Below are 19403 nucleotides of genomic sequence, written 5' to 3'. Positions count from 1 at the left end.
TGTTCACGTATGTATTGACTGTCCGCGTTGGCCTCATGACCGTTTTACCGATCTCCCACAATGCTTGCCATCGCCACCACGCGGGTGGGATCTTGGTGATAAACTCTAGCGATCGTCCGTGCTTCAGGCTCTATAAAGGGCAATGGGATCCGTCTGGACCTGCCCTGAGGGCTCCTCATCGAACCTGGAGGATGGTAGAAATCCAAATCAATGATTCAGAACCTGTCGGCAACGCATGCTTCCCCGCGTCCCGAGCTGGCGATGTCAGCGAATTAATCCTGCCTTTCGGTCACCACTTGAATGTCTTCCGACCAGTAGGGCTGAGATCGCCGGTCACCTGAGCTGGCCTTGTTGTCCGGACGTAGCCAATCCCTTTCAGCCGTCGTCGAAATGCGGGAGTCAGGCCCCACGAGCGCGCAGTGTGGAGGGTAGAGGAGATTCCTGCGTCCAGCATATACGGCGCGATTTGTCCGTAGCCCGATGCGACATCGAGTGGCGTCCCATGGTCCATGCGTTCTATGAGGTAAAGCTCGATTGCGTCCCTGCCAAATCGATCTCGCCAGGCCAGCCTTTTGTGCCCGTCGACCGTTTTCACCGACGAGGGATTGAGCGGGACGTCATGGACGCCGCTCCACTGAGTTATGATCGCACTGGCGTTCGCTTGTGCGACCGTCCCGTCAATTGTGCCGTGCCACACCGAAATCGTCGGCCAGGGACCTATATGAGACGAGGCTTCGGCCAGCCGTTCTTGCAGGCATTCCTCATTGGGGATGCCGTGCCCACGCATGCGATCGAAGGCTGCCGGTACTGATGTAGCAACGGCATAAGGGAGGCCAGCGATGATTGCGCCACCGGCGAAGGTCTCGGGATAGGCACAAAGGGCGGCGTTCGCCATCGCGCCGCCCGCCGATAGTCCGGTGATATAAATTCGATCACGGTTGATGCCATGTTCGGTGGTCATGGTCTCCACCATCTGCCATATGGAGTGCACCTCTCCCTGGCCTCGGCGAATATCGCCTAAGTTGAACCAGTTAAAACATAGCTTGGGATTGTTCGTGTGAATCTGTTCCGGGTAAAGCACGGCGAACCCGAAATCCTCTGCGGCTTTCGACCACCCCGCGGCTTGATCATATCCAGCAGCATTCTGCCCACATCCATGGAGAACCACCACCAACGCCGGCGCCTTCGTCAGGCCTTCGGGAACATGGTACCACGCTTGCAACGCTCCGGGGTTTGAACCGAAGGTTTGCAGCCGGGACAGCGTCGCCGGTGCTGGAGCGGCGGCGCTTCTTTTATGAGATCTAGCAACTCGTTTAAATCCGTCTAAAAGGAATCGCATATCGCCTCCTTATTGTCGCCGGAGGCGATCATGGGACACGTAGCAAGATGCTCTTCGTGCTGCAGTGCACAATACGCTAGTTCGGCTGCTTTGTCCTATTAATATGGCGTATCCACCTATGCTCAGCGGAACCGACGCCGACTTCGATAAAGCTTTGTGAGTAGATTTTCTCCTTAACCTCGGGGCCGCCCGCGCCACGTTGGCTAATCGAAAATCGGCGCAGGTTACCCATCAAGCGGTGCGCGGTCGTCCGAACAAGGTCAGCAGATGATTGCCAGACACGGCGAGCTTGTCGATGTCGCGGATGCCCTATGAATATTGACCCTGCAAAGCTTCAGAATCGTTTGCCACGATTTCGCACCCAGAAGCCTATCCCTCCTGCACAGCGCCATCGTACGCTTCCGGGCCGTTCCTCTGGCACGATATTTGCGAGAAATGACCCGCTGTGGTCCGCGTTAACGGCCCCGGCGCAATCTAATTCGAATGACAATCGACCAGGCATTTATGACGAGACAAACAAAAAGTGGAGACTGCTTTGAAGGATGTTTCGAAACACGCGCAGACGGCACTTGCCGTGCTGAGGATCGTTACCGCGCTCCTATTCATCGAACATGGCACCATGAAGCTATTTAGCTTCCCTTCAGACGGCGTCGCCGGAACAGAAGGTTTAGTTGGTTTATCACCCTTCATGTTGACTGCGGGGCTTCTGGAGGTGATCGGCGGCCTGGCTGTTCTGGTTGGCGTTCTGACGAGACCGGTCGCCATTCTTTTGTCAGGTCAAATGGCGGTCGCCTATTGGATGATACATTTGCCGGGCAATAGTATCTTTCCCGTGCTTAACGGCGGCGATGCCGCGATCCTATTTTGCTTCGTGTTCCTCTACCTGGCTTTGGCCGGTCCGGGAGCGTGGAGCCTTGACGCCAAGATCAAACTGATATGAGCGGGACTTCGTGACTGCGGCGAGACCTCAAGGGGTCCGATAATAACCGCGAATGACTGGGCACAAAGCGATCCAAATTGCGTGGAGACTATGGGTGAACCCGTTGTTCCTGCGCAAAGGTCTTGCCGCTGTTTTCGCAAATGTCGGGTAGCCACCGCCCTTTGTCGCATTTGTCGAGATCGCGACGAGTGGTTCGGCCCACTCTCCTCTACGAGCCGCTAAGCCACCGGGACCGCAAGCAGAAACGCGCTTTGAGCGGCACTCACAGTTGGCATGAAGCTTGCGTATCCTCGTTGGCGACCAGAAGCAACGAACCATGTGATGTCGGGTCATGAAACGAGTGGAACGGCGGACAAATGCCAGATCTTTTTCAAATCCGCATCCTACGAAATAGCCACGCATGGCCGGCGGGCGGCAGTACAAACCCCGACTTCGCCAAGATCGTCGCGGTTCCTGTCGACATCGTCGGTCACACCAACGTCAAGAAGGAGAAAAAACGCAATGACCAAGGTTTCAGAAAGATCCTTTGAAACTATCCAAAACTTAGCATCGTCGCCTCTCAAGATGGCCGATCAGATCGGCGACGTCGTAGAAAAGGGGAACAAGCAGTTGGCCGAGGTGTTTTTGAAATTTGCCTCAAGCACTGAAGAGACCCAGAAAATACTCACCCCGATCTTCGAAACTACGAAAGAGGTCGGGTACGAATTGTCACGAAAGACGGTCGCCGCACTGCAGGCCAATACCGAGGCCAGCTTCTCGCATTTACAAGCATTACTGAGCGCAACTTCGCCATCGCAGCTCTTCGAACTGCAGTCAAGTTTCCTGCACAAGCGCGTAAATGCAAGTATTGAGAACGCGAAGGAATTCGGGGCTCTGGTTACCAAGGCGGCGGCGGAGATCTCAAAGCCGATAAGGGATGCATCTGACAAAGTTTTGACGGACCTCCAGGCGAGGTAGAGCGGCGCCGTACTAAAGCACCGCCGGTGTGAGCTGTTGGTGTATACCGTGCTCAGTCAGGTCCATTGAGATCGGCGGCGCCGATCGACGGATCGTGATCCAAGCTTCTTCTGACGAAGTTTAAGCAAGATTCAAATCAACTTGACGGATTGCGGTTACGGCGGCGATCACACGAAAGCCAGTCTGGTGATCGCGCTCAATATCGGCATGGGCCTTCTCAGAAGCTATGAGGCGGTGGAAACGGTGAGCTAACGGCGGGGTTGTTTCGAGTGAGTCCGTCCTGCCAGTGTAAGGCCTGGTCGAGCCACCAAGGCAACAACGGACCCAGGAACATCGCTCTCGTGGAAATCAGAGCAGGGTCCAAGGTTTTCAGCGCTGGCGATATGAATGTAAGCGCGAGTTGCTGTGAAAGCCGACGGCGGATGGCGAGCAGCATGTCAGATCCGCGAGGTGGAGGCTGTCCATGTGGGAGTTTCAGAAAACAAGCATGCACATTGCCCGCAGCGATCCTGCATTATCGCAGATGGTATCGCCCGTATGAAAGCTGAAGTTTTGTACATTCGAAAATGGAGAGACAATGGTAGCCACAGCTATGAAATCCTGGCCGTGGGTGACATATGGTTGCCCGACCTTGGATTGAGGGTGAGCGGTGTCCATTTGGTTAAGCACGCAGAAGGGATTCTAGGGGTCTACGCGCCAAGTGCCAAGGTCGAGAGTCGCTATACCGTTTGGTGGCCGGCGAACTCGGCGATTGAAAGGGCTGCGCTTGCCGCCCTGCTTCCTGCCTATGAGGAAATGTTGGCGCGCGATGTCGTCGCCTGTATCTAGTGTGCAGATATGGCCATATTGCTCCACAAGGAAATCGTCAGCTCGACGGGATTGAATGCCCTGAGCTGAGTTGCCCGATTTGATGCGCGAGGAGGGCCGTGATTTGCTGGAACAGATTACCGAGAAGGCGATCCGCATCAATTCTAGACCGGGAAGATCAAGGGCGCTGGCAGTTGAAGTGGATACGGCGCGACGCTTGCGGACCATCCCTAGGATTGGCCTTGCTTTGATCGCTCTCACCTCGAAGCCTTTGCCCCGCCGATGGAGAGCTTTCGATACGGCCGCAACTTTGCCGCCGAGCTCGGTTCCGTGCCGCGTCAGTTCTCGGCGGTAGGGCGCGCCTCAAGGATTTCCAACGCATCGCCACCCGCTAGGATAGCCGACATCTTCCTGTCGGCCGTCGGCCTCGCGGCGATATCATTGTCGACTCCAAATGGAAATCAACCACAGACAATCGAGGTAAATTCCGGGCCCTGGCAAACACATAGCATATTTGTAGATTGAATCTATAAATTAGGTATATAACAGTTGCAGGCGCCGTTTCCGAAGGGAGTTGAGTTTATTGAAACCGATGCAGTCCTTGCAAGAACCGCTGCCTTCGTTGACTACCGTGAGCCGGGTCGCCATCGTCGGAGGCGGGTTCACCGGGGCAACGATAAGTCGCCTACTCGCACTCTCGGGCCTATTCGAGCCTGAGGAGATTGTCGTCTTCGAGCCAAGGTCGCGCCTTGGTGCCGGCGTTGCTTACGACACGAATGATCCATCACTTCGCTTAAACGTTGCCGCCCACCGGATGCGGGCAATACCGGGAGACCCGCACAGGTTCGCCCGCTGGTTTTGTGAAACCGGTCGGTCTGGGCGAGATCCGGAGGCTGGAACGGAGGGAGCAATCTATGCGCGGAGAGGTGATTTTGCGCACTTCATGGACAATGAGATGCGACCGCTTCTCGAAAATGGCAGAATCTTGCATGTGTGCGAGCGTGTCGAGCGCATTCGTCGACAAAATGGCCGCTGGCGAATCGAAGGCAATGCCGGGACGATCCTTCACACCGACATCGTCGTTGTTGCTACCGGTCATCCGCCACCAAGGACACCAGCACAAATTACTTCTGCGCTGCAATTTCATCCACGTTTTGTCTCGAATCCTTCTACCCCTGGCGCTTTTCAAAAGATCCAGCAAATGGACAATATATGGATCATCGGTGCCGGATTGACCGCGCTTGACGTGCTAGCAACCTTGCGCGCTCGCGGTCATAGCGGAGAGATCACTTTGTTGTCGCGTTCAGGGCTTCTGCCGCGGCCCCAGGCAACCGGAAGTCTCACGCTGGACGGTGATCTGCTAAAACGCTTTCCTAAGACGGCGCTTTGCCTTCTGCAACAGGTACGATCGGCTATCACTGACGTAACGGAAAAAAGATTGCCCTGGCAGATCGTCTTCGATGCTCTGCGGCATCAGGGGCAGGCTATATGGCAAGCGCTGCCACCCGAGGAGCAACGGTGTTTTTTGCGGCATCTTCGTAGATGGTTCGAAATCCACCGCTTCCGGATGCCCCCTCAAATCAAGGAACTCGTCGCCCGGGAGACAGCAGCTGGTCGCCTCCACGTTCGTGCTGGAAGAATTGTTTCCGCCGCATGCGACAGCCAGGACATTTTAGTCGACGTCGCAACCGCGCCGCATGGCAATATAAAGAAGGATCGCGTGCAGTGGCTGATCCTCGCAACCGGCCCCGATCATGAGAATGTAATCGGCAGCCAGGCCTGTTTGTTGGACCTCGAGCGTGTCGCTTTGATTACAAAGGATCCGCATGGTCTCGGCATCAAATGCGATCGCGAGAATCGCGCCGTGGCATGGGACGGGACACCCGTCGAGGACCTGTTCATTGCCGGCCCGTTGGCCCGGGGGACGTTCGGTGAACTTACCTCGGTGCCTGAAATTGTTGATCAGGCGGAAAGGATTGTCGAGCGAATGAGACGGATTCACTTCACAGGGACGCGAAGGACGCCAATCCGATCGACGCCAAGCAATTGAAGTCTTCACCTTTCCCACCGCATCAAACCGTTCCGCGGCGCCGTGCCGCCGGAACGCGCCTCAACGCCTGGCTCACATTTGTGGCGGGACGGCTGGAGCGTCCGCCGTGATAACCATTCGGCGCGATGATAAACGGCGCGCTTGATCGCATGGTGGCGAGTGGCAAAGTCATAAAGCAAGAATATGAAAAGTACCTGCTTGCAGACTTAGCTCAAACCTCCTCACCAATGAAGTGTCCGACCTCCATGGCACGCTAAATGCACCGCGCATCTTTTTTCCAAGGTGAGGGAAGGGAAGGGGATGCCATACCGAAGGATTAAATCAGCCCAAGCAGTTATGGCCGCTTACCATAAGCTGAAGGACAGCAACGGTCATGTGAACAGTTGGGACATGCTACCGGAATTTCTGGCTGCAAACACTGATTTATCAAAGGCTGATTTTGCTCATGCCCTAGAGACGCTCGTGAATGACAAGGTGCTGCAGAGGGAAGGTACGAGCGTTACCCGTTATGGATGGAAGGCACCATGGGGGCCGCCCAAACGCTAGTTGCTGCCGCTTACAGCAGCTGGGCGGTTTGACAGCAAGCTGCCTTGGCGGCCGGCGCTAGCGGTACTTGATGGGCAATTTTATCAGAAGCCGTTGAGATCAATCTGCACTCCAGCAAGAAAATTTACGCCAGCTGCCTGACACGGTAAGCGGGAGGTCTGCAGCAGGCCTGCCGGCGATCGAGATCGATTACTGTCGTCCGTTCCTTGATTGCGACGGCCATCGGCGGAGTTACGAAGTCCTGTCGTTTGCCTCCTTCAGGCTGCGAGAGCTAGGCGCGACGATTCGCTATGTGCGGCTGGTCGGGGGAGAAGGTCAGTATCGCGCTATCGCCCCTGGCCAGAAGGGAGTGGGCTTCTACCGATTTTGCAGACTGAGCTGATTGGCCGCTCGGTCTGGCCATAACAGCGGCATTGCTCAGGGGTACGAGGCAGAGCTACGGAAAGGTCACGAGTGATAGCGACCGTTGCGAAACAGGTAGTCGCTCTTGGCAACCTACCCGCCCTGGTAGTTCGCATGCGCGGAGTGCGACTGATATACATCCCAAAATCGGGGGAGCGCTCGACTAGCGACCGCTACCCGACCGTTTGCCCTGGTTGTGGTAGGTAGTCGCGGGAGAAGCCGGACGAGCGAATGGGGCGTTCGGCTTTTTCTTTGTGTGCCATGCGCCCTTCATGCGCCATGGGCTTGCTCCGGACTATTGGCCAATAGCGAAAGACCACCGGACACAAAAAGACGAACGATGATTTAGTCCAATAAAGTCCACCAAATATCCACTCTCCGAAAATTGTCCGTATTGCGCATCTTTAAGTATCCTGAGCGCGCGCAGGTTAGACGTTGTTAAGTTTAACCATTGGAAGACAGTAGTGACCCGAGTGTCCGCCAACGATACGCCTACACAAACATCTGGCGTCTGCCCCGTTGAGGCCCTCCGTCCATCGCCGGCGAATGATTCGATCGGCATTTGCCTTAAAGCTCGGCCTGAAAAGCAGGACATTTTCACCAAGGAGGAAATTGAACCAATGTCTGCAAGCATTTTCTCACGCATCAGTACCAAGCTCGCGCTCATATCCGGGGCAGGCATCCTTCTTATGGTCCTCACGAGCTTGGTCAGCTGGATCTTCGCTCAGGATGCCAACGAGGTGAACTCACGCGCATTCGCTCAAATGACCATTTCCCGCGATCTTGTCGATGCGAAGGCGTCCGTGCGAGGCATGCAGATCGGCGTGCGCGACCTGCGCCTGGCCCGCAAAGTCGATGACGCGACCAAGGCAAAGGCCTACGTGGAGGAGCGCTACCGCTCCGTGCAAAACTATCTAGACGAAGCGATGGCGCAGATGTGGATCCCGGCAAACAGGGATCGCGTGCAGGCGGTTAAGAATCTCGCCGAGACCTATTCGGGTATGGCCGGCGATTTAGCGACGGTCATCGAAGCCAGATCGAACGGCGGCGCATCGGCCGATGAGATCGATGCCAAGGAGGAGGAACTTCGCACGTCCCTGCTTGTCACTGCGGAAGCGATGGCAAAGACACTGGACGAAGGCGTCCAGGCCGCGAAGGACCTTGCGACCGAGGCCGTGAATGAGAGCCACCGAGTGCAGGCGTTTACGAGCACCGTCAACATCGGCATGGCATTCACCATGGTGCTGCTGCTGATCGGATCCGCCCTGTTCGGCACTCGCTCGGTCGCCCGTCCGATCGGCCAGCTGACGGGCAGCATGAGCGCTCTTGCCGACGGCAATCTTAAGACGGAGGTTCCCTTCGCCACCCGCCAGGACGAGATTGGCGCAATGGCGCGCGCGGTTGAAGTGTTCAAACAAAATGGCATCAGGGTGCGGGATATGAATGCGCAAGAGGCCGCCTTACAGGCGAAAAGCGCCGATCTCCAATCGAGCATCGGCGAGGTCGTCAGCGCAGCGGTTGCCGGCGACTTCACGAAGCGCATCAGCAAGGACTATGGCAATGCCGAACTCAACCACTTCGCCGCCCAGGTCAACGAGTTGGTGACCTCAGTCGACCGTGGCGTCGCCGAGACGCGCCGCGTGATCTCGGCCTTGGCGGAGGGCGACCTAACGGAAACCATGCGTGGCGACTTCCAGGGCGCTTTCGGCGAGCTGCAGCAGAACGTCAACGCCACGATGGCGAACCTGCGCTCCGTCCTCTCCGAGGTCCGTTCTGCAATCGATACGATCAACGGCGGCGCCGGTGAAATGCGCATGTCCTCGGGCGACCTATCGAAGCGTACCGAGCAGCAGGCTGCCTCACTTGAAGAAACCTCCGCGGCCTTGGAAGAAATCACTGCGGCGGTGAAAAGCTCGACCGAACGAGCGCTCGAAGCCAGCCATATGGTCGACGAGGCGCGGACAAGCACTGAGCAGTCGAGTGTCGTCGTCAAGGATGCCGTCCTGGCGATGGGCAAGATCGAGCAAGCCTCGGGCGAGATCGGGCAAATCATTAACGTCATCGACGAGATCGCCTTCCAGACGAACCTCTTGGCGCTCAACGCCGGTGTGGAGGCGGCACGTGCCGGTGACGCCGGCAAGGGCTTTGCCGTCGTTGCCCAGGAAGTACGCGAGCTGGCGCAGCGTTCAGCCGGTGCGGCCAAGGATATCAAGGCTCTGATCTCGCGCTCGAACGAAGAGGTGAACTCCGGGGTGAAGCTAGTGACAGCAACCGGAGAAGCGCTGTCGCTTATTCAGGGCCATGTGCTCAAGATCAACGAGCACGTGCATTCGATCGCCACTGCAGCGAAGGAGCAGTCGACCGGGCTTTCCGAGGTTTCGTCCGCGGTCAACCAGATGGACCAGGTGACGCAGCAGAACGCCGCGATGGTGGAGGAATCGACAGCGTCGTCCAGCCGGCTGGCGGACGAGGCGGTGAACCTCGCCGGACTGATCGCTCGCTTCCGGCTCGACGTGTCCGTATTCGCCCCGCGCGCTGTCAACGCCGAAAACAAGCCGATCGCCTCTCCGGCCCGGGCGCTCGGCCGCAAACTTGCCGGTGCGTTGGGCAGCAAGGGAGCAACCGCAGTTGCCAGGGACACCTGGGAGGAATTCTGATCAGCGCCTGCGGCATCCCCGGTCGGGCGTGTACCAGAAGCCGTTATAGAGCAATCCAGCGTATAGAGGGCATGATCCCATCCATCAAATGCGCAGCGCACGACCTAGCGCAACGGATTCGATCCCGCGATGAGCGGTGACCAGGATCCTACCGCTGTTCGTAGGAGCGAAAGGATGTGTCGCTATACGACTGGGAGAGACATCGCCATTGTTCTCATGCTTTGCGGCCCCTCGCCAGAAAGGTGAGCGACATAAGGGCAGGCTCTATACGCCGGCGGTGATTGAGGAAGCGAACTTGGTATTTGGCTGGGGCGATTGCTCGGCAAGGAACTTGGATCGAGCGCCATATTGTGGAAGCTGCATCCATTGCCATGCCTCGCTGTTAATCCCCGAGCAAAGACGGACCGCATCAACACACTGATACGCGTCTTGATAGCGCCATGAGCGGCGCACTTGCTCAAAGGTCAAATCCTTTCGTCCGATGAAGAAGACATGAGCGAAATAGCCAGAAAAGGCTATTTGAGGGCAATCAATTTTTCGTTAGTAGCTGACAGGGGGCCAATTGTTTGCCGTCACTGCGAGCGCGCGCGACAAAAAACAGCGATTGGATAGGGCAAGTTGACCGAAATTTTGACGCTTAAACTCGAGGCGACGTCACTCACGACGGGTGAAGTGTCCGAATGGCTTAACGGTGAAAAGCAGGACAATTTCTATCGGCCTCTCAGTACCGACAGCCGTGGTCTTTTCTCATTCGGTGTTCATGGCGCCGGCGAAATGGTGGGCTGGACTGGATCGACTTCAACGGACCGCGCCTTTTCCGTCACGATCGAGAATGATGACTTCATGTTTTTCGTCGAGCATGGAACCTGCTACGAGCTGGCAACAGGCGGCATAAATCATGCTATCACGCCATGCACGGGGTTGCTGACGACAGCCGACCGCTATTCCGGGCTTAACATCCACGCAGGCTCCGTTGCGGAAGGATTCTGCGTCCCAAGGAGCGCGGTACACGCGGCCCTGACCAGCACCTTCGAACGTCTGCCGCCTGTCGATTTCGAATTCGTTCCCCTGCAGGATCTGACGGCCGGGCCGGCGGCGCATCTTTTCAAGCTCATGCGGTTCTTCCGGGATGAGATCTGCGCCAATCAAAACCTCGTAGTCTCTCCCATTGCCCTGACCAGCTTCCAAGAGATGTTCTGTCTGCTGATGGTGCAGAATCTGCCTCACACGTTTTCGCAGACGAAATGGCCGGTGCAGACCATTGCCCCTCGCCAGCTTCGAAGAGCGCTGGAGTTTGCCAGGGCACATATTGCGATGCCTATCACGATCACCGATATGGCAGCGGCAGCGGGCGTCAGCGTGCGGGCACTGCAGATCAATTTTCGACGATTTTTGGACGTCACTCCAATGGCTTATCTGAGGCAGCTTCGCCTTGACGGCGCCCGCCAAGATCTGTTGACGGCCACGCCATCTGCGACGGTTGGTGAAATCGCGCGCCGCTGGGGGTTTATACATCAGGGCCGCTTCTCTCAGGAATATCGCACGGCTTTTGGTGTCCTGCCGAAATACGATCTCGGGCGCAGCTATGAGAAGAATCCGCGTGTGGCGTCATAGAGCACACGTCGATATCCGTTCCATATCGGCGCGTGTTCGCGGCTCCTCTTGATGGACAAATCGAGGGCGGCGGATCTGCGAGCTAGAGAAACTGAACTCTCTGGGCAATTGCATCGGCTATTTCGCTCGGGCTGAATTCCCACGCATCCAGGTACCCATCCGTTCCAAGATCGCTCTCCGCGTCGCCATGGTCGAGGCGAATAAGGTAAGGGGATCCAATCTGCGCGGGGGTCATGAACGGCTCTCTGGGCGTCGCCACGAGGCGCCATACCAAAGGTGGCTTTGGTGCGGTTCGACGACGGCGCCGAAGACGCGATCACTACCGCCGACCTCGAGTAGCTCATTCACGGCTGGGCGATCAGCGTGCACAAGGCTCAGGGATGGGCGTTCAAACGAGTGATCATTCCTGTTGTCTCTTCGAAGCTGCTGGGTCCCACCATGCACTCGGTGATCACTCGCGACATAGAAACCGTGGTGCTCGTCGGCGATCCGGGATACATCAACGAGAGCATCTCGATGCAGCCAACATCGCTGACAAGGTCGCAGGCATTGGTCCTGCACTTGCAACGCACCTAGTCCATCCTTTCCTCACCTATCACGAGGCTACGGAACTTGACTGCTTTTGACGAAGCCACATCGCTCGCCGTGCTGTTCCTCATTGTCGCGGCGCACTATGCAGCGGTCGGCCAGGCCGGAGCGTCGGGATATCTGGCGGCTATGGGACTCTTCGGGCTCGCGCCGACGGTGATGAAGCCCACGGCACTCGCCTTGAACCTGCTCGTCGCCGCGATTGGGACCGTCCAGTTCTGTCGTTCGGGGCTGTTCTCCTGGCGGACCTTCTATCCGTTCGCCATACTCGGATTTCCGTTCTCGCTGCTCGGCGGATCGGTGCAGTTGCCGATGCATGTCTATTATCCCCTCGTCGGGATCATTCTGATCCTGTCGGGCGTACAGATGATTTGGTCGGCGATAACGAAAAAGGTTGCAGTCGAAGCCGCCGAGGCCCCTCCCTTCCTGCCCGCACTGCTGACGGGGGCGGTGATCGGCTTCGTCTCGGGAACGACAGGAACAGGCGGAGGCATCTTCCTCGCGCCGATCATGCTCGCAATGAACTGGGTTAGTGCGCGGCGTACCGCCGCCGTTACCGCCGTATGCAATCTGCTGAACTCGGCAGCAGCTCTCGCTGGCACCTATGCCTCGATCAAGTCTATTCCCTCGGCGCTCCCGCTGTGGCTACTCGCGGTCGGCATAGGTGGCGTCGCTGGCAGTCTTGTAGGTAGCCGGTACCTCTCCGAGCGCACCCTCAGGTTCATCCTCGCGGCCGTCTTATTGGTGTCCGGCACCAAGCTCCTGTTGAGCTGAGGGAAAGCAATGCCGTGCGGTAAAGGGTACCCTAACAGGACTTGGTGCGTTGCGTTCCGGGCAAGCAACAAAAGAAACAAACCGGTAGTTTTAGAGTGAGCAACACAGTGTTCAGCAGCAGATCGGCTGCCACGTTGCAAACCGGGCCATCCGAGTCACTCACTCACCCAGCTTCAAAACCGAAACCGCACTCGCCGCTTCCCGCGCTGCAGGTGTTAACCATAGCCCCAGTCGTGTCGATTGCCGCGATAACTAAGTCGCAAGACGCTCATCCAATTATGCACTACGGCGACGTTTGGGGTGTCCTCGGCATCCATGGTCGGCGAACAACGCTGGGGTGAAACCAATTGGGTGGGCGGTCTCGATTTTCTGCGCCGCACGCGTCAAGGCCGGTTTTCGCGCCCAGATCACGCGACCGGGCCAATTACTTGCCGGAGAGGCGCTGAACCACATCTGCAACCGGGGAAAAACTCGCGCCGGGGTATAGTTGGAGATGCCGCGATGGTGTGATCAACTTTCCAGAAATGTCGAGAGGCCGGCACATTCGCCGACGCTGCTCTGCTCGGGATGAAAACCGAGGCGGGCGGTGGCGTTGATGGCTCGATGCCTCTGGGTTGATAATCAGCTCTGATCGCCGTATATATCAACCCTGACCATCAACCACGCAATGCTCTCGCGACGGCGAGAGCCGTGAGTAGCCCATGAGTGAACACACGATATCTGCGACCGACATCGATCCAGTCGTCCGCGCTGCTGCAGAACTGCATGCTCGAGAAGCAGGGCAGACACTCTCTGAGTATCTTGCCGGTCTTGTATTCAACCAATCAACCGCCGGTGACATGGATCGAAGTCTTGAGAAGTCGACTAGTTATCAATGGCTATTGAACCACTATTGGGCAGAAAGCGAGGAATTTCGCCATTGGAACATGCGCGTTCGCGAGACGCTTCTACCTGACGTTTCAGCGAGTCCTACCTTGAAGCTTGTGTTCGTCTTCAATTCGCGGCTCCACTCGGCAGCATTTCTGATGGGTGCTGCGTTTCACGAAGCATCAGTGTCGGATTTCGAGCTCCCCCGGCATCAGCGCTCGTCGGTTCACCGTGTTCAAAAGAGGCGAAACTGGTATTCCCACATCGTTGATGACTGTCTCGCGCGATCGAGGGAAGTTCGACTGGCATTGTTGCACAGGTGGACTCCTACCCCGCGCGCCGAACAGTTGGCAATCAATGCTTTCGTTCTGTTGACCGAGCTGACGCCGGCCCGTACCGAGCTGCTGCGGCTATGCCAATATGATAGGCCCCGAGCCTTCTCGGAGCTTGCAAAGCACATCGATCTTGCCGCCGACCAGTTTCAGCTCTCGGCCGATCTCTTGGCGGAGGTCGAGGGAGGAACCAGTGCGATCGAATTGAGCGACGAGCAGAGATTCGTCAACATCAGTACTGCTCTTCTCGATCGTTCCGGCGGCGGGGTCTCCCTGACGGAAGGCGCGAAGATGCTCGGCACGAGCCGCCAGGCCCTCCATAAGCGGGTCAAGTTGGGCTCGGCATTTGGTCTCATGCACGGAACGGAAATCGTTCTTCCCAAGTTCCAGTTTGTTGCCAATGGCAACGAGACGCGCTTGGTAGAGGGTTTGGCCAAGGTGACCAAACTCTTTGATGCCTCCGGCGCAGGCCGATGGTCGATGTTGCAGTTCTTAATCGACCCTGATCCCAACCTGGCAGACACACCACAGCGAATCCTTGCCGAAGGGCGCGTCGGCGACGTCGTAACGGCGGCCAAAGCCTATCTTGGCGTGGATGAGGGCTGAGGAGTGCCAACCTTTTCTGCGCCGACAGCCCGTTTTCCCTCCGCACTGAGGATTACTGCGTTGGACGCGGGCGACGTAGTCGTTCGCGTTCATCAGAAGATCCATAGTGCGGTCTTCTTCGGCCCGCCGCCTGGCGCTAGTCCTCAAGGTCGGTTCGATGCGCCGGCGGGTCAGTACCGGCTCCTATACGCCGCCCAGCGTCTCGAAGGAGCATTCGTGGAGACCGTTCTTCGTAGGCCCGCGAACCGCATCGTCCGGCGAGCGTTCGTGGAAGAGCGCATGTGGACACCGCTTCGCTTGCTTGAGGGAGCCGGGCATGGAAACCAGTTCCGGGAAGCAGAAGAACTCGAGATCGGCTTCGAAAACTCATCCCGTCGATCCCACGTCGGGCAGCAGATCCGAATTCTGCGAATCCAATCCACCTGTCGCTGAGTGAATTGGCCATGAAATTCCTATTTGGGAGATCGTCTGATATAGAGCAATCGCCCTGTCGCCGTCGTATCCATGCTACCCGCGCCGGCGACCGCGCCCCGTCGTTACCTGCCACGGGTAACGACGGGGCAACTCATCGGGGCCTCGCTGCCAAACGAGAACGTCGACATCAACCGGAATCCTTGATGGATGTAAAACTCACCGCCGCAAAGAACTTGCTAACCGAGCAATTGCTTCAGCAGAGTGAGATGCCGTGCATACGCCGGATTAGCGGCCTCGATTTCGAAATCAGTTTTGTCTGCCCCTGCCGACATCCCATGGAAAAGTCGCCAACTGGAATACGAAGAAGGTAGAACTGACACTTTTCAATCGCTCCGTCGGATTGTGCCCGATCGTCATCAACGGGGAGTGCGCGCCGCTTGGCTCCGTTTTTGGAATGAGGAGGAGTTCTAGTTCATCAATGCGTGCAATGAGCTCGACAATTGGTGCAAGATGTCAGCCTCGCAAAGAGGAGTTGAACGCATGGAAATACAAGGACGGTGCCACTGTGGACGTGTGACTTACGAGGCAGAAATCGATCCCAACGACGTCGGCATCTGCCACTGCAACGATTGTCAGCAACTCACCGGTTCGGCATATCGTGTGACCGCCAGTACACCACGCGCGCATTTTCGTATCACGGCCGGTGAACCGCGATGTTACGTTAAGACTGCGGATAACGGTCAGAAGCGCCTGCAATTTTTCTGCGGCGACTGTGGGTCGCCGATCTATACGACGGGCGAGGCCCAGGCTGCCGAGCATGTCGGTATACGCGTCGGAACCATCGACCAACGTCGCGAGCTTTCTCCCCGGTTTCAAATCTGGCAAGCGTCCCGGCTGCCCTGGGTGGAAACCATCAACGATTTGCCAGGCCGTCCAACTGATTAATGGCGGATTGCGTCGATTGAAGGGATGACGCCAACACGCATCGGCAATCGCCGGACATTCGAACACCGCTGGCACTTCACTGGCCTTCTCGTGTGGGGACCCATTGAGGAAAAATGGGAATTCATAGGCCCCGAACCCAGACATCGGAAGTGACAAGCGGGGATATTGCGGGCGCGGGCTACACAGCAGTACTGCGCAACAGCTACAGGGATACCGGCGGCCCAAAAACCCTAGATATCCGCAAAGACGTGTGAGATGACGGAAAATTTCACGGCCTGCCACCGCCTATAGTCGAGCACCAGGTTCGCCGAAACCCAGCAGTCACCGCTCTTCGTGGCCGTCTCCCATCCCAATAGCGCCTTGGACTGGGCGGTCGCGAGTATCCTGCCGGTATGAGTGCGGGAAATGAGATAGTCGGCGGCGGCAAGTCGTGCCGAAACAGCACCTATCCACGAGCGCTCAGCCACGTCCGCTGTTGGTGGCACACGCGACATAAGATCGTGCAATATGTTGCTGCCGGATTCCGACTTGACGAAGAGCGTGATGCTTTCGGGAGGGCTATACCAGTCTGGGTGATGGAAGAGGCGACGCGCGATTTGCGGTTGGGCGCGAAATAGTATCGTTGGATCGGCTTTGGACCATTGATATCGATTGCCTGCATCTATGCTGTCAAGCGAGCGCAGATGTCCGTCGAGCCATTGCCGGATCAGCTGTTCCGTATGGGCTGCAGCCTGCATGGCGTTGGTGCGCCGGTCCGCATTTTCTGCCGGCTCGAATAGCTTATAGTGCGCCATCTCCTTCAGATGCGCGATCGCTGTATTGTGACTGGCAACATGGTTCTCGACCAAGAATTTTCTCAGATTGGAGACCGTCACTGGCGGGCAGCTCGGATTGAGCTTGTGCTCAAAATGCATTGCCAAGGTCGCCTGGCTGAGCAGCCACTTCTGCAGATCGGCGACATAACGCACCACTCTCGGGGCCGTGCGATGGATTGCCAGCAACTCCAATGCGGCATCGCGAAGAGCGGCGGCAAAAGAGGTATTCGCCAGCAGATCGTCGACGCTGAAAGAGCGGCACCCGTCTCGCAATTCGGCTGAATTTGCTTGCATTGGCATTTTGATGGGCGCGAATCTTTATAAAAATGCGAGGAGTCATAGGGAAGGAAATATAGAAACTATCCAGATGGATAGGCGCTGTCGGCATGTTTGGCAACTCTCTCCTCGAATACAGATACCGCCAAGCGAACTGTGAAGGCGAGTTTTGTATCCTGGTGATGAACCTCGTTCCGCTGGGAGGCGTCGAGGCGTCGGCGGGAACCGACCGATGTCCTGCGGGTTACCTCGTCAACGAAAGGAGCCGACCATGCCGTTTCCATCACCACGATCCCAGGATTTGCAGCAGCGCTTCGAGGAATTGAAGGCGGCGGCCAGATATTCTCTGGAAGAAGTTATCGCTTCAGCCAACGAAGCGGGGTGGGGCACGCGAGAGGTACTCGGCGCCCTCGTCGAGGCGGCCCACTCTCTCGAGGACGCCAACAGTGCGGACCCGGACCCAGCGGATGATCCGCCAATTGGCGATGCGGTTCGCGAACAGATCGGCCACGGTGAACAATTCGATTGAGGGGCGGCGCCGACAATCATTGTTCTTTTAGGCAGATGCCAAGTTTGATGGAGAAGACGATGAGCACCAACGATACGAATGCGACGCCCGAGCAGCGACGCCCCAAGGACGTAAATCCGGTACCGGAAAAGCCTGAAAAGGCTGACAAAGAATCACTCGCGCCGTCAACGGTCCAGCCTGCGGGCAGCAAGGACGAGAGTGAGCGACCAATCGTCAATCCGATAACTGGCGTGGCCCTCTGACTTTTCGGAATGATTGAGGTGACGAACTCCGGCGGCAAGGCGATTTCCTCGCTGCGGCGTCCGAAGCCGATCCGAAGACTACAGACCTCAAGTCGTTGGCGGTGCAACTCTGGGCGAACTTCTTTGAAGTCAGCGGCGGAGAAATGGAGGGACAAGCTAAAGGACGGCAACCGCGGACCGCCGTTTCGACAATAAGCTGAATGCCGACCGTTGGCCTAGCCGTTGTTCCGACGGCTCCCCATCTCCTTGACCGACCTTGAACTGGAGCCTCGAATGGACGACCCGCCGGCCGAAGCGCTTTCCTTTCAATCCAATCGAAATCCTGCCACCCGAGCGATGCGATAGGGTAGGCGAGGGAGCAACGCTATGCCTCTCCTGCGGCCAACCGGTTACATCAGTGGATGGATGATGACGGCTGCGGGATATGTGGCGACGGTTCTTCGACGTATCATCAGACTTCTCCGGGCTTGCCAATGGTGAGGGAGACCTCAAGCTGTTCACATTGGCGATGAGGCGGTGCTATCAATCTCGACATGCTTTACTCTGGAACAAAAGGATTTCGAGATGACCCAGGAGCAATTTGACTATGCGGATTTGTTGTTGCCGCATAATTATCTGGGACGTGCGCACGATTTCTATGCTGCGAGCAGGATGCTTCCGAATTTTCATCCCGGTTTTATGCCTATGTGGCCGCAGCTTGCGCTATTTGGGCTCGCGATTGAACTCGTCCTCAAGGGTTTTCTGCTTTCAAAGGGAGAGACTGCCGAGAAATTAAAAAAAAGCTACGGACACAATCTTCAAAAGCTGCACTCGCAATCGATCGAACTCGGTTTGCCGGAGAACCCACGCAGCGAGCGGATGATCTCTTTTATTAATGATACGTATGCGATTCACATGCCACGTCATCCGGATCCGCAAACAAGGCATCGCCCTGTCGCTACGGTGCCGCAGTTCTTTGAGGATTATGATCGTTTGGTACAGAGCGTCACGGAGATGATTGCGTAAAGTGGTAGTTCGCGCAGTCCGCTGCCAAAACGAGAGTTTGACGACCTTAATCTTCATGCATACCTATATGTTGGTAACGATTGCATGCTCAAATCAAACCGAGTATCGGCTTGTCCGAACAGAGGTGTGGAGTGCCCAAGGTTAACCCAGTGATCCTGCGTTGGGCTCGCGAGACGGCGGGACTGAACGTAGAGGAAGCCGCTGAGAAAATCGGCCTCAACGCTGCCCGTGGAGTGGCGGGCAGCGATCGGTTGACCATGCTCGAAGCTGGCAAGGTTGAGCCCTCGCGGCCGCTTCTTCTGAAAATGGCTGGCCTCTATCGCCGGCCTATATTGACATTTTACCTCGCCAATCCGCCTGTCGCGGCAGCTCGCGGGGAAGATTTTCGGACCCTCCCGGCTGGATTCGCTCAGCGTGATGCGGCTTTGGTCGATACACTTCTTCGCGAGGTGCGAGCGCGTCAAGACATGGTTCGAGCTGTACTTGAAGCGGAAGATGAGGCTGACCGGCTGGGCTTTGTCGGATCCCTTGAAGGGCAGCGCGATCCTCAGGTAATCGCAGCCGCGATCCAGCGGGCGCTTGGGTTCGATCTGCAGACATTTCGCCATGGCAATCAGCGCAAGGGCTTCGCGTACCTTAGGGGCTGCGCGGAAGCAGCCGGGATCTTCGTCCTTTTGATAGGCAACCTTGGCAGCCAT

At 57.0% G+C, this 19403-nt stretch carries 17 protein-coding genes and 1 pseudogene; 15 read left to right on the top strand and 3 right to left on the bottom strand.

Going from position 1 to position 19403, the window contains the following annotated elements:
* Positions 1–289: 289 nt before the first annotated feature.
* A complete protein-coding gene (locus tag QA648_RS34150) occupies positions 290–1339 on the bottom strand; it encodes a PHB depolymerase family esterase (protein ID WP_283054480.1) in 1050 nt (349 codons plus the stop codon).
* A gap of 535 nt (positions 1340–1874) precedes the next feature.
* Here QA648_RS34150 and QA648_RS34145 point away from each other — a divergent pair.
* From QA648_RS34145 to QA648_RS34090, 12 genes and pseudogenes are all read left to right on the top strand, one after another.
* Entirely contained in the window at positions 1875–2279 is a 405-nt protein-coding gene (locus QA648_RS34145; protein WP_283054478.1) for a DoxX family protein, read from the top strand.
* A 501-nt stretch (positions 2280–2780) separates the two neighbouring features.
* Positions 2781–3236 (top strand): phasin, encoded by a 456-nt coding sequence (locus QA648_RS34140; protein ID WP_283054477.1) that lies wholly within the window; start codon positions 2781–2783, stop codon positions 3234–3236.
* A 465-nt stretch (positions 3237–3701) separates the two neighbouring features.
* Positions 3702–4064 (top strand): hypothetical protein, encoded by a 363-nt coding sequence (locus tag QA648_RS34135; RefSeq protein ID WP_283054476.1) that lies wholly within the window; start codon positions 3702–3704, stop codon positions 4062–4064.
* A 193-nt stretch (positions 4065–4257) separates the two neighbouring features.
* Positions 4258–4403: pseudogene (locus QA648_RS34130) on the top strand (IS110 family transposase); the annotation flags it as partial.
* A 232-nt stretch (positions 4404–4635) separates the two neighbouring features.
* Positions 4636–6093 carry an FAD/NAD(P)-binding protein gene (locus tag QA648_RS34125; RefSeq protein WP_283054763.1) on the top strand — a complete coding sequence of 486 codons (1458 nt, stop codon included), beginning with the start codon at positions 4636–4638 and terminating at the stop codon, positions 6091–6093.
* A gap of 1568 nt (positions 6094–7661) precedes the next feature.
* Entirely contained in the window at positions 7662–9698 is a 2037-nt protein-coding gene (locus tag QA648_RS34120) for a methyl-accepting chemotaxis protein (protein WP_283054475.1), read from the top strand.
* Between the two features lie 618 nt (positions 9699–10316).
* Positions 10317–11312, top strand: a complete 996-nt coding sequence (locus QA648_RS34115; protein ID WP_283054473.1) for a helix-turn-helix transcriptional regulator — start codon at positions 10317–10319, stop codon at positions 11310–11312.
* 363 nt (positions 11313–11675) lie between these two features.
* A complete protein-coding gene (locus QA648_RS34110; protein WP_283054471.1) occupies positions 11676–11888 on the top strand; it encodes a hypothetical protein in 213 nt (70 codons plus the stop codon).
* A gap of 36 nt (positions 11889–11924) precedes the next feature.
* The gene (locus QA648_RS34105) at positions 11925–12674 is read left to right on the top strand and encodes a sulfite exporter TauE/SafE family protein (RefSeq protein ID WP_283054470.1); all 750 of its coding nucleotides are present in this window, start codon (positions 11925–11927) and stop codon (positions 12672–12674) included.
* 701 nt (positions 12675–13375) lie between these two features.
* On the top strand, positions 13376–14479 hold the full coding sequence (locus QA648_RS34100; RefSeq protein ID WP_283054469.1) for a hypothetical protein: 1104 nt from the start codon (positions 13376–13378) through the stop codon (positions 14477–14479).
* Between the two features lie 3 nt (positions 14480–14482).
* On the top strand, positions 14483–14911 hold the full coding sequence (locus tag QA648_RS34095; protein ID WP_283054467.1) for an RES domain-containing protein: 429 nt from the start codon (positions 14483–14485) through the stop codon (positions 14909–14911).
* 522 nt (positions 14912–15433) lie between these two features.
* Positions 15434–15838, top strand: a complete 405-nt coding sequence (locus QA648_RS34090) for a GFA family protein (RefSeq protein WP_283054466.1) — start codon at positions 15434–15436, stop codon at positions 15836–15838.
* Between the two features lie 230 nt (positions 15839–16068).
* On the opposite strand, the gene QA648_RS34085 is transcribed toward QA648_RS34090, so the two are convergent.
* Positions 16069–16947: a hypothetical protein gene (locus QA648_RS34085; protein WP_283054465.1), complete on the bottom strand. Its 879-nt coding sequence runs from the start codon at positions 16945–16947 to the stop codon at positions 16069–16071.
* Between the two features lie 253 nt (positions 16948–17200).
* Between QA648_RS34085 and QA648_RS34080 the strand changes: the two genes are divergently transcribed.
* The 3 genes from QA648_RS34080 (at position 17201) to QA648_RS34070 (ending at position 18705) form a co-directional block, all read left to right on the top strand.
* On the top strand, positions 17201–17458 hold the full coding sequence (locus QA648_RS34080) for a hypothetical protein (RefSeq protein WP_283054464.1): 258 nt from the start codon (positions 17201–17203) through the stop codon (positions 17456–17458).
* 59 nt (positions 17459–17517) lie between these two features.
* Positions 17518–17700 (top strand): hypothetical protein, encoded by a 183-nt coding sequence (locus QA648_RS34075; RefSeq protein ID WP_283054463.1) that lies wholly within the window; start codon positions 17518–17520, stop codon positions 17698–17700.
* 564 nt (positions 17701–18264) lie between these two features.
* Positions 18265–18705, top strand: a complete 441-nt coding sequence (locus QA648_RS34070; protein WP_283054462.1) for a hypothetical protein — start codon at positions 18265–18267, stop codon at positions 18703–18705.
* A 53-nt stretch (positions 18706–18758) separates the two neighbouring features.
* Here QA648_RS34070 and QA648_RS37100 read toward each other — a convergent pair whose 3' ends face one another.
* Positions 18759–19403 (bottom strand): hypothetical protein, encoded by a 645-nt coding sequence (locus QA648_RS37100; protein WP_349254331.1) that lies wholly within the window; start codon positions 19401–19403, stop codon positions 18759–18761.

The organism is Rhizobium sp. CB3171 (genome assembly GCF_029714265.1).
In the GTDB taxonomy this organism is placed as follows: domain Bacteria; phylum Pseudomonadota; class Alphaproteobacteria; order Rhizobiales; family Rhizobiaceae; genus Rhizobium.
This window is presented reverse-complemented; position numbering and strand designations above follow the sequence as displayed.

Excerpts from the sequence above, each read along its gene's own strand:
- QA648_RS34120 (WP_283054475.1), top strand. The coding sequence starts at position 7,662 with ATGTCTGCAAGCATTTTCTCACGCATCAGTACCAAGCTCGCGCTCATA.
- QA648_RS34075 (WP_283054463.1), top strand. The coding sequence starts at position 17,518 with ATGAGCACCAACGATACGAATGCGACGCCCGAGCAGCGACGCCCCAAG.
- QA648_RS34080 (WP_283054464.1), top strand. The coding sequence starts at position 17,201 with ATGCCGTTTCCATCACCACGATCCCAGGATTTGCAGCAGCGCTTCGAG.
- QA648_RS34090 (WP_283054466.1), top strand. The coding sequence starts at position 15,434 with ATGGAAATACAAGGACGGTGCCACTGTGGACGTGTGACTTACGAGGCA.
- QA648_RS34085 (WP_283054465.1), bottom strand. The coding sequence starts at position 16,947 with ATGCAAGCAAATTCAGCCGAATTGCGAGACGGGTGCCGCTCTTTCAGC.
- QA648_RS34070 (WP_283054462.1), top strand. The coding sequence starts at position 18,265 with ATGACCCAGGAGCAATTTGACTATGCGGATTTGTTGTTGCCGCATAAT.
- QA648_RS34100 (WP_283054469.1), top strand. The coding sequence starts at position 13,376 with ATGAGTGAACACACGATATCTGCGACCGACATCGATCCAGTCGTCCGC.
- QA648_RS37100 (WP_349254331.1), bottom strand. The coding sequence starts at position 19,403 with ATGGCTGCCAAGGTTGCCTATCAAAAGGACGAAGATCCCGGCTGCTTC.
- QA648_RS34150 (WP_283054480.1), bottom strand. The coding sequence starts at position 1,339 with ATGCGATTCCTTTTAGACGGATTTAAACGAGTTGCTAGATCTCATAAA.
- QA648_RS34140 (WP_283054477.1), top strand. The coding sequence starts at position 2,781 with ATGACCAAGGTTTCAGAAAGATCCTTTGAAACTATCCAAAACTTAGCA.
- QA648_RS34125 (WP_283054763.1), top strand. The coding sequence starts at position 4,636 with ATGCAGTCCTTGCAAGAACCGCTGCCTTCGTTGACTACCGTGAGCCGG.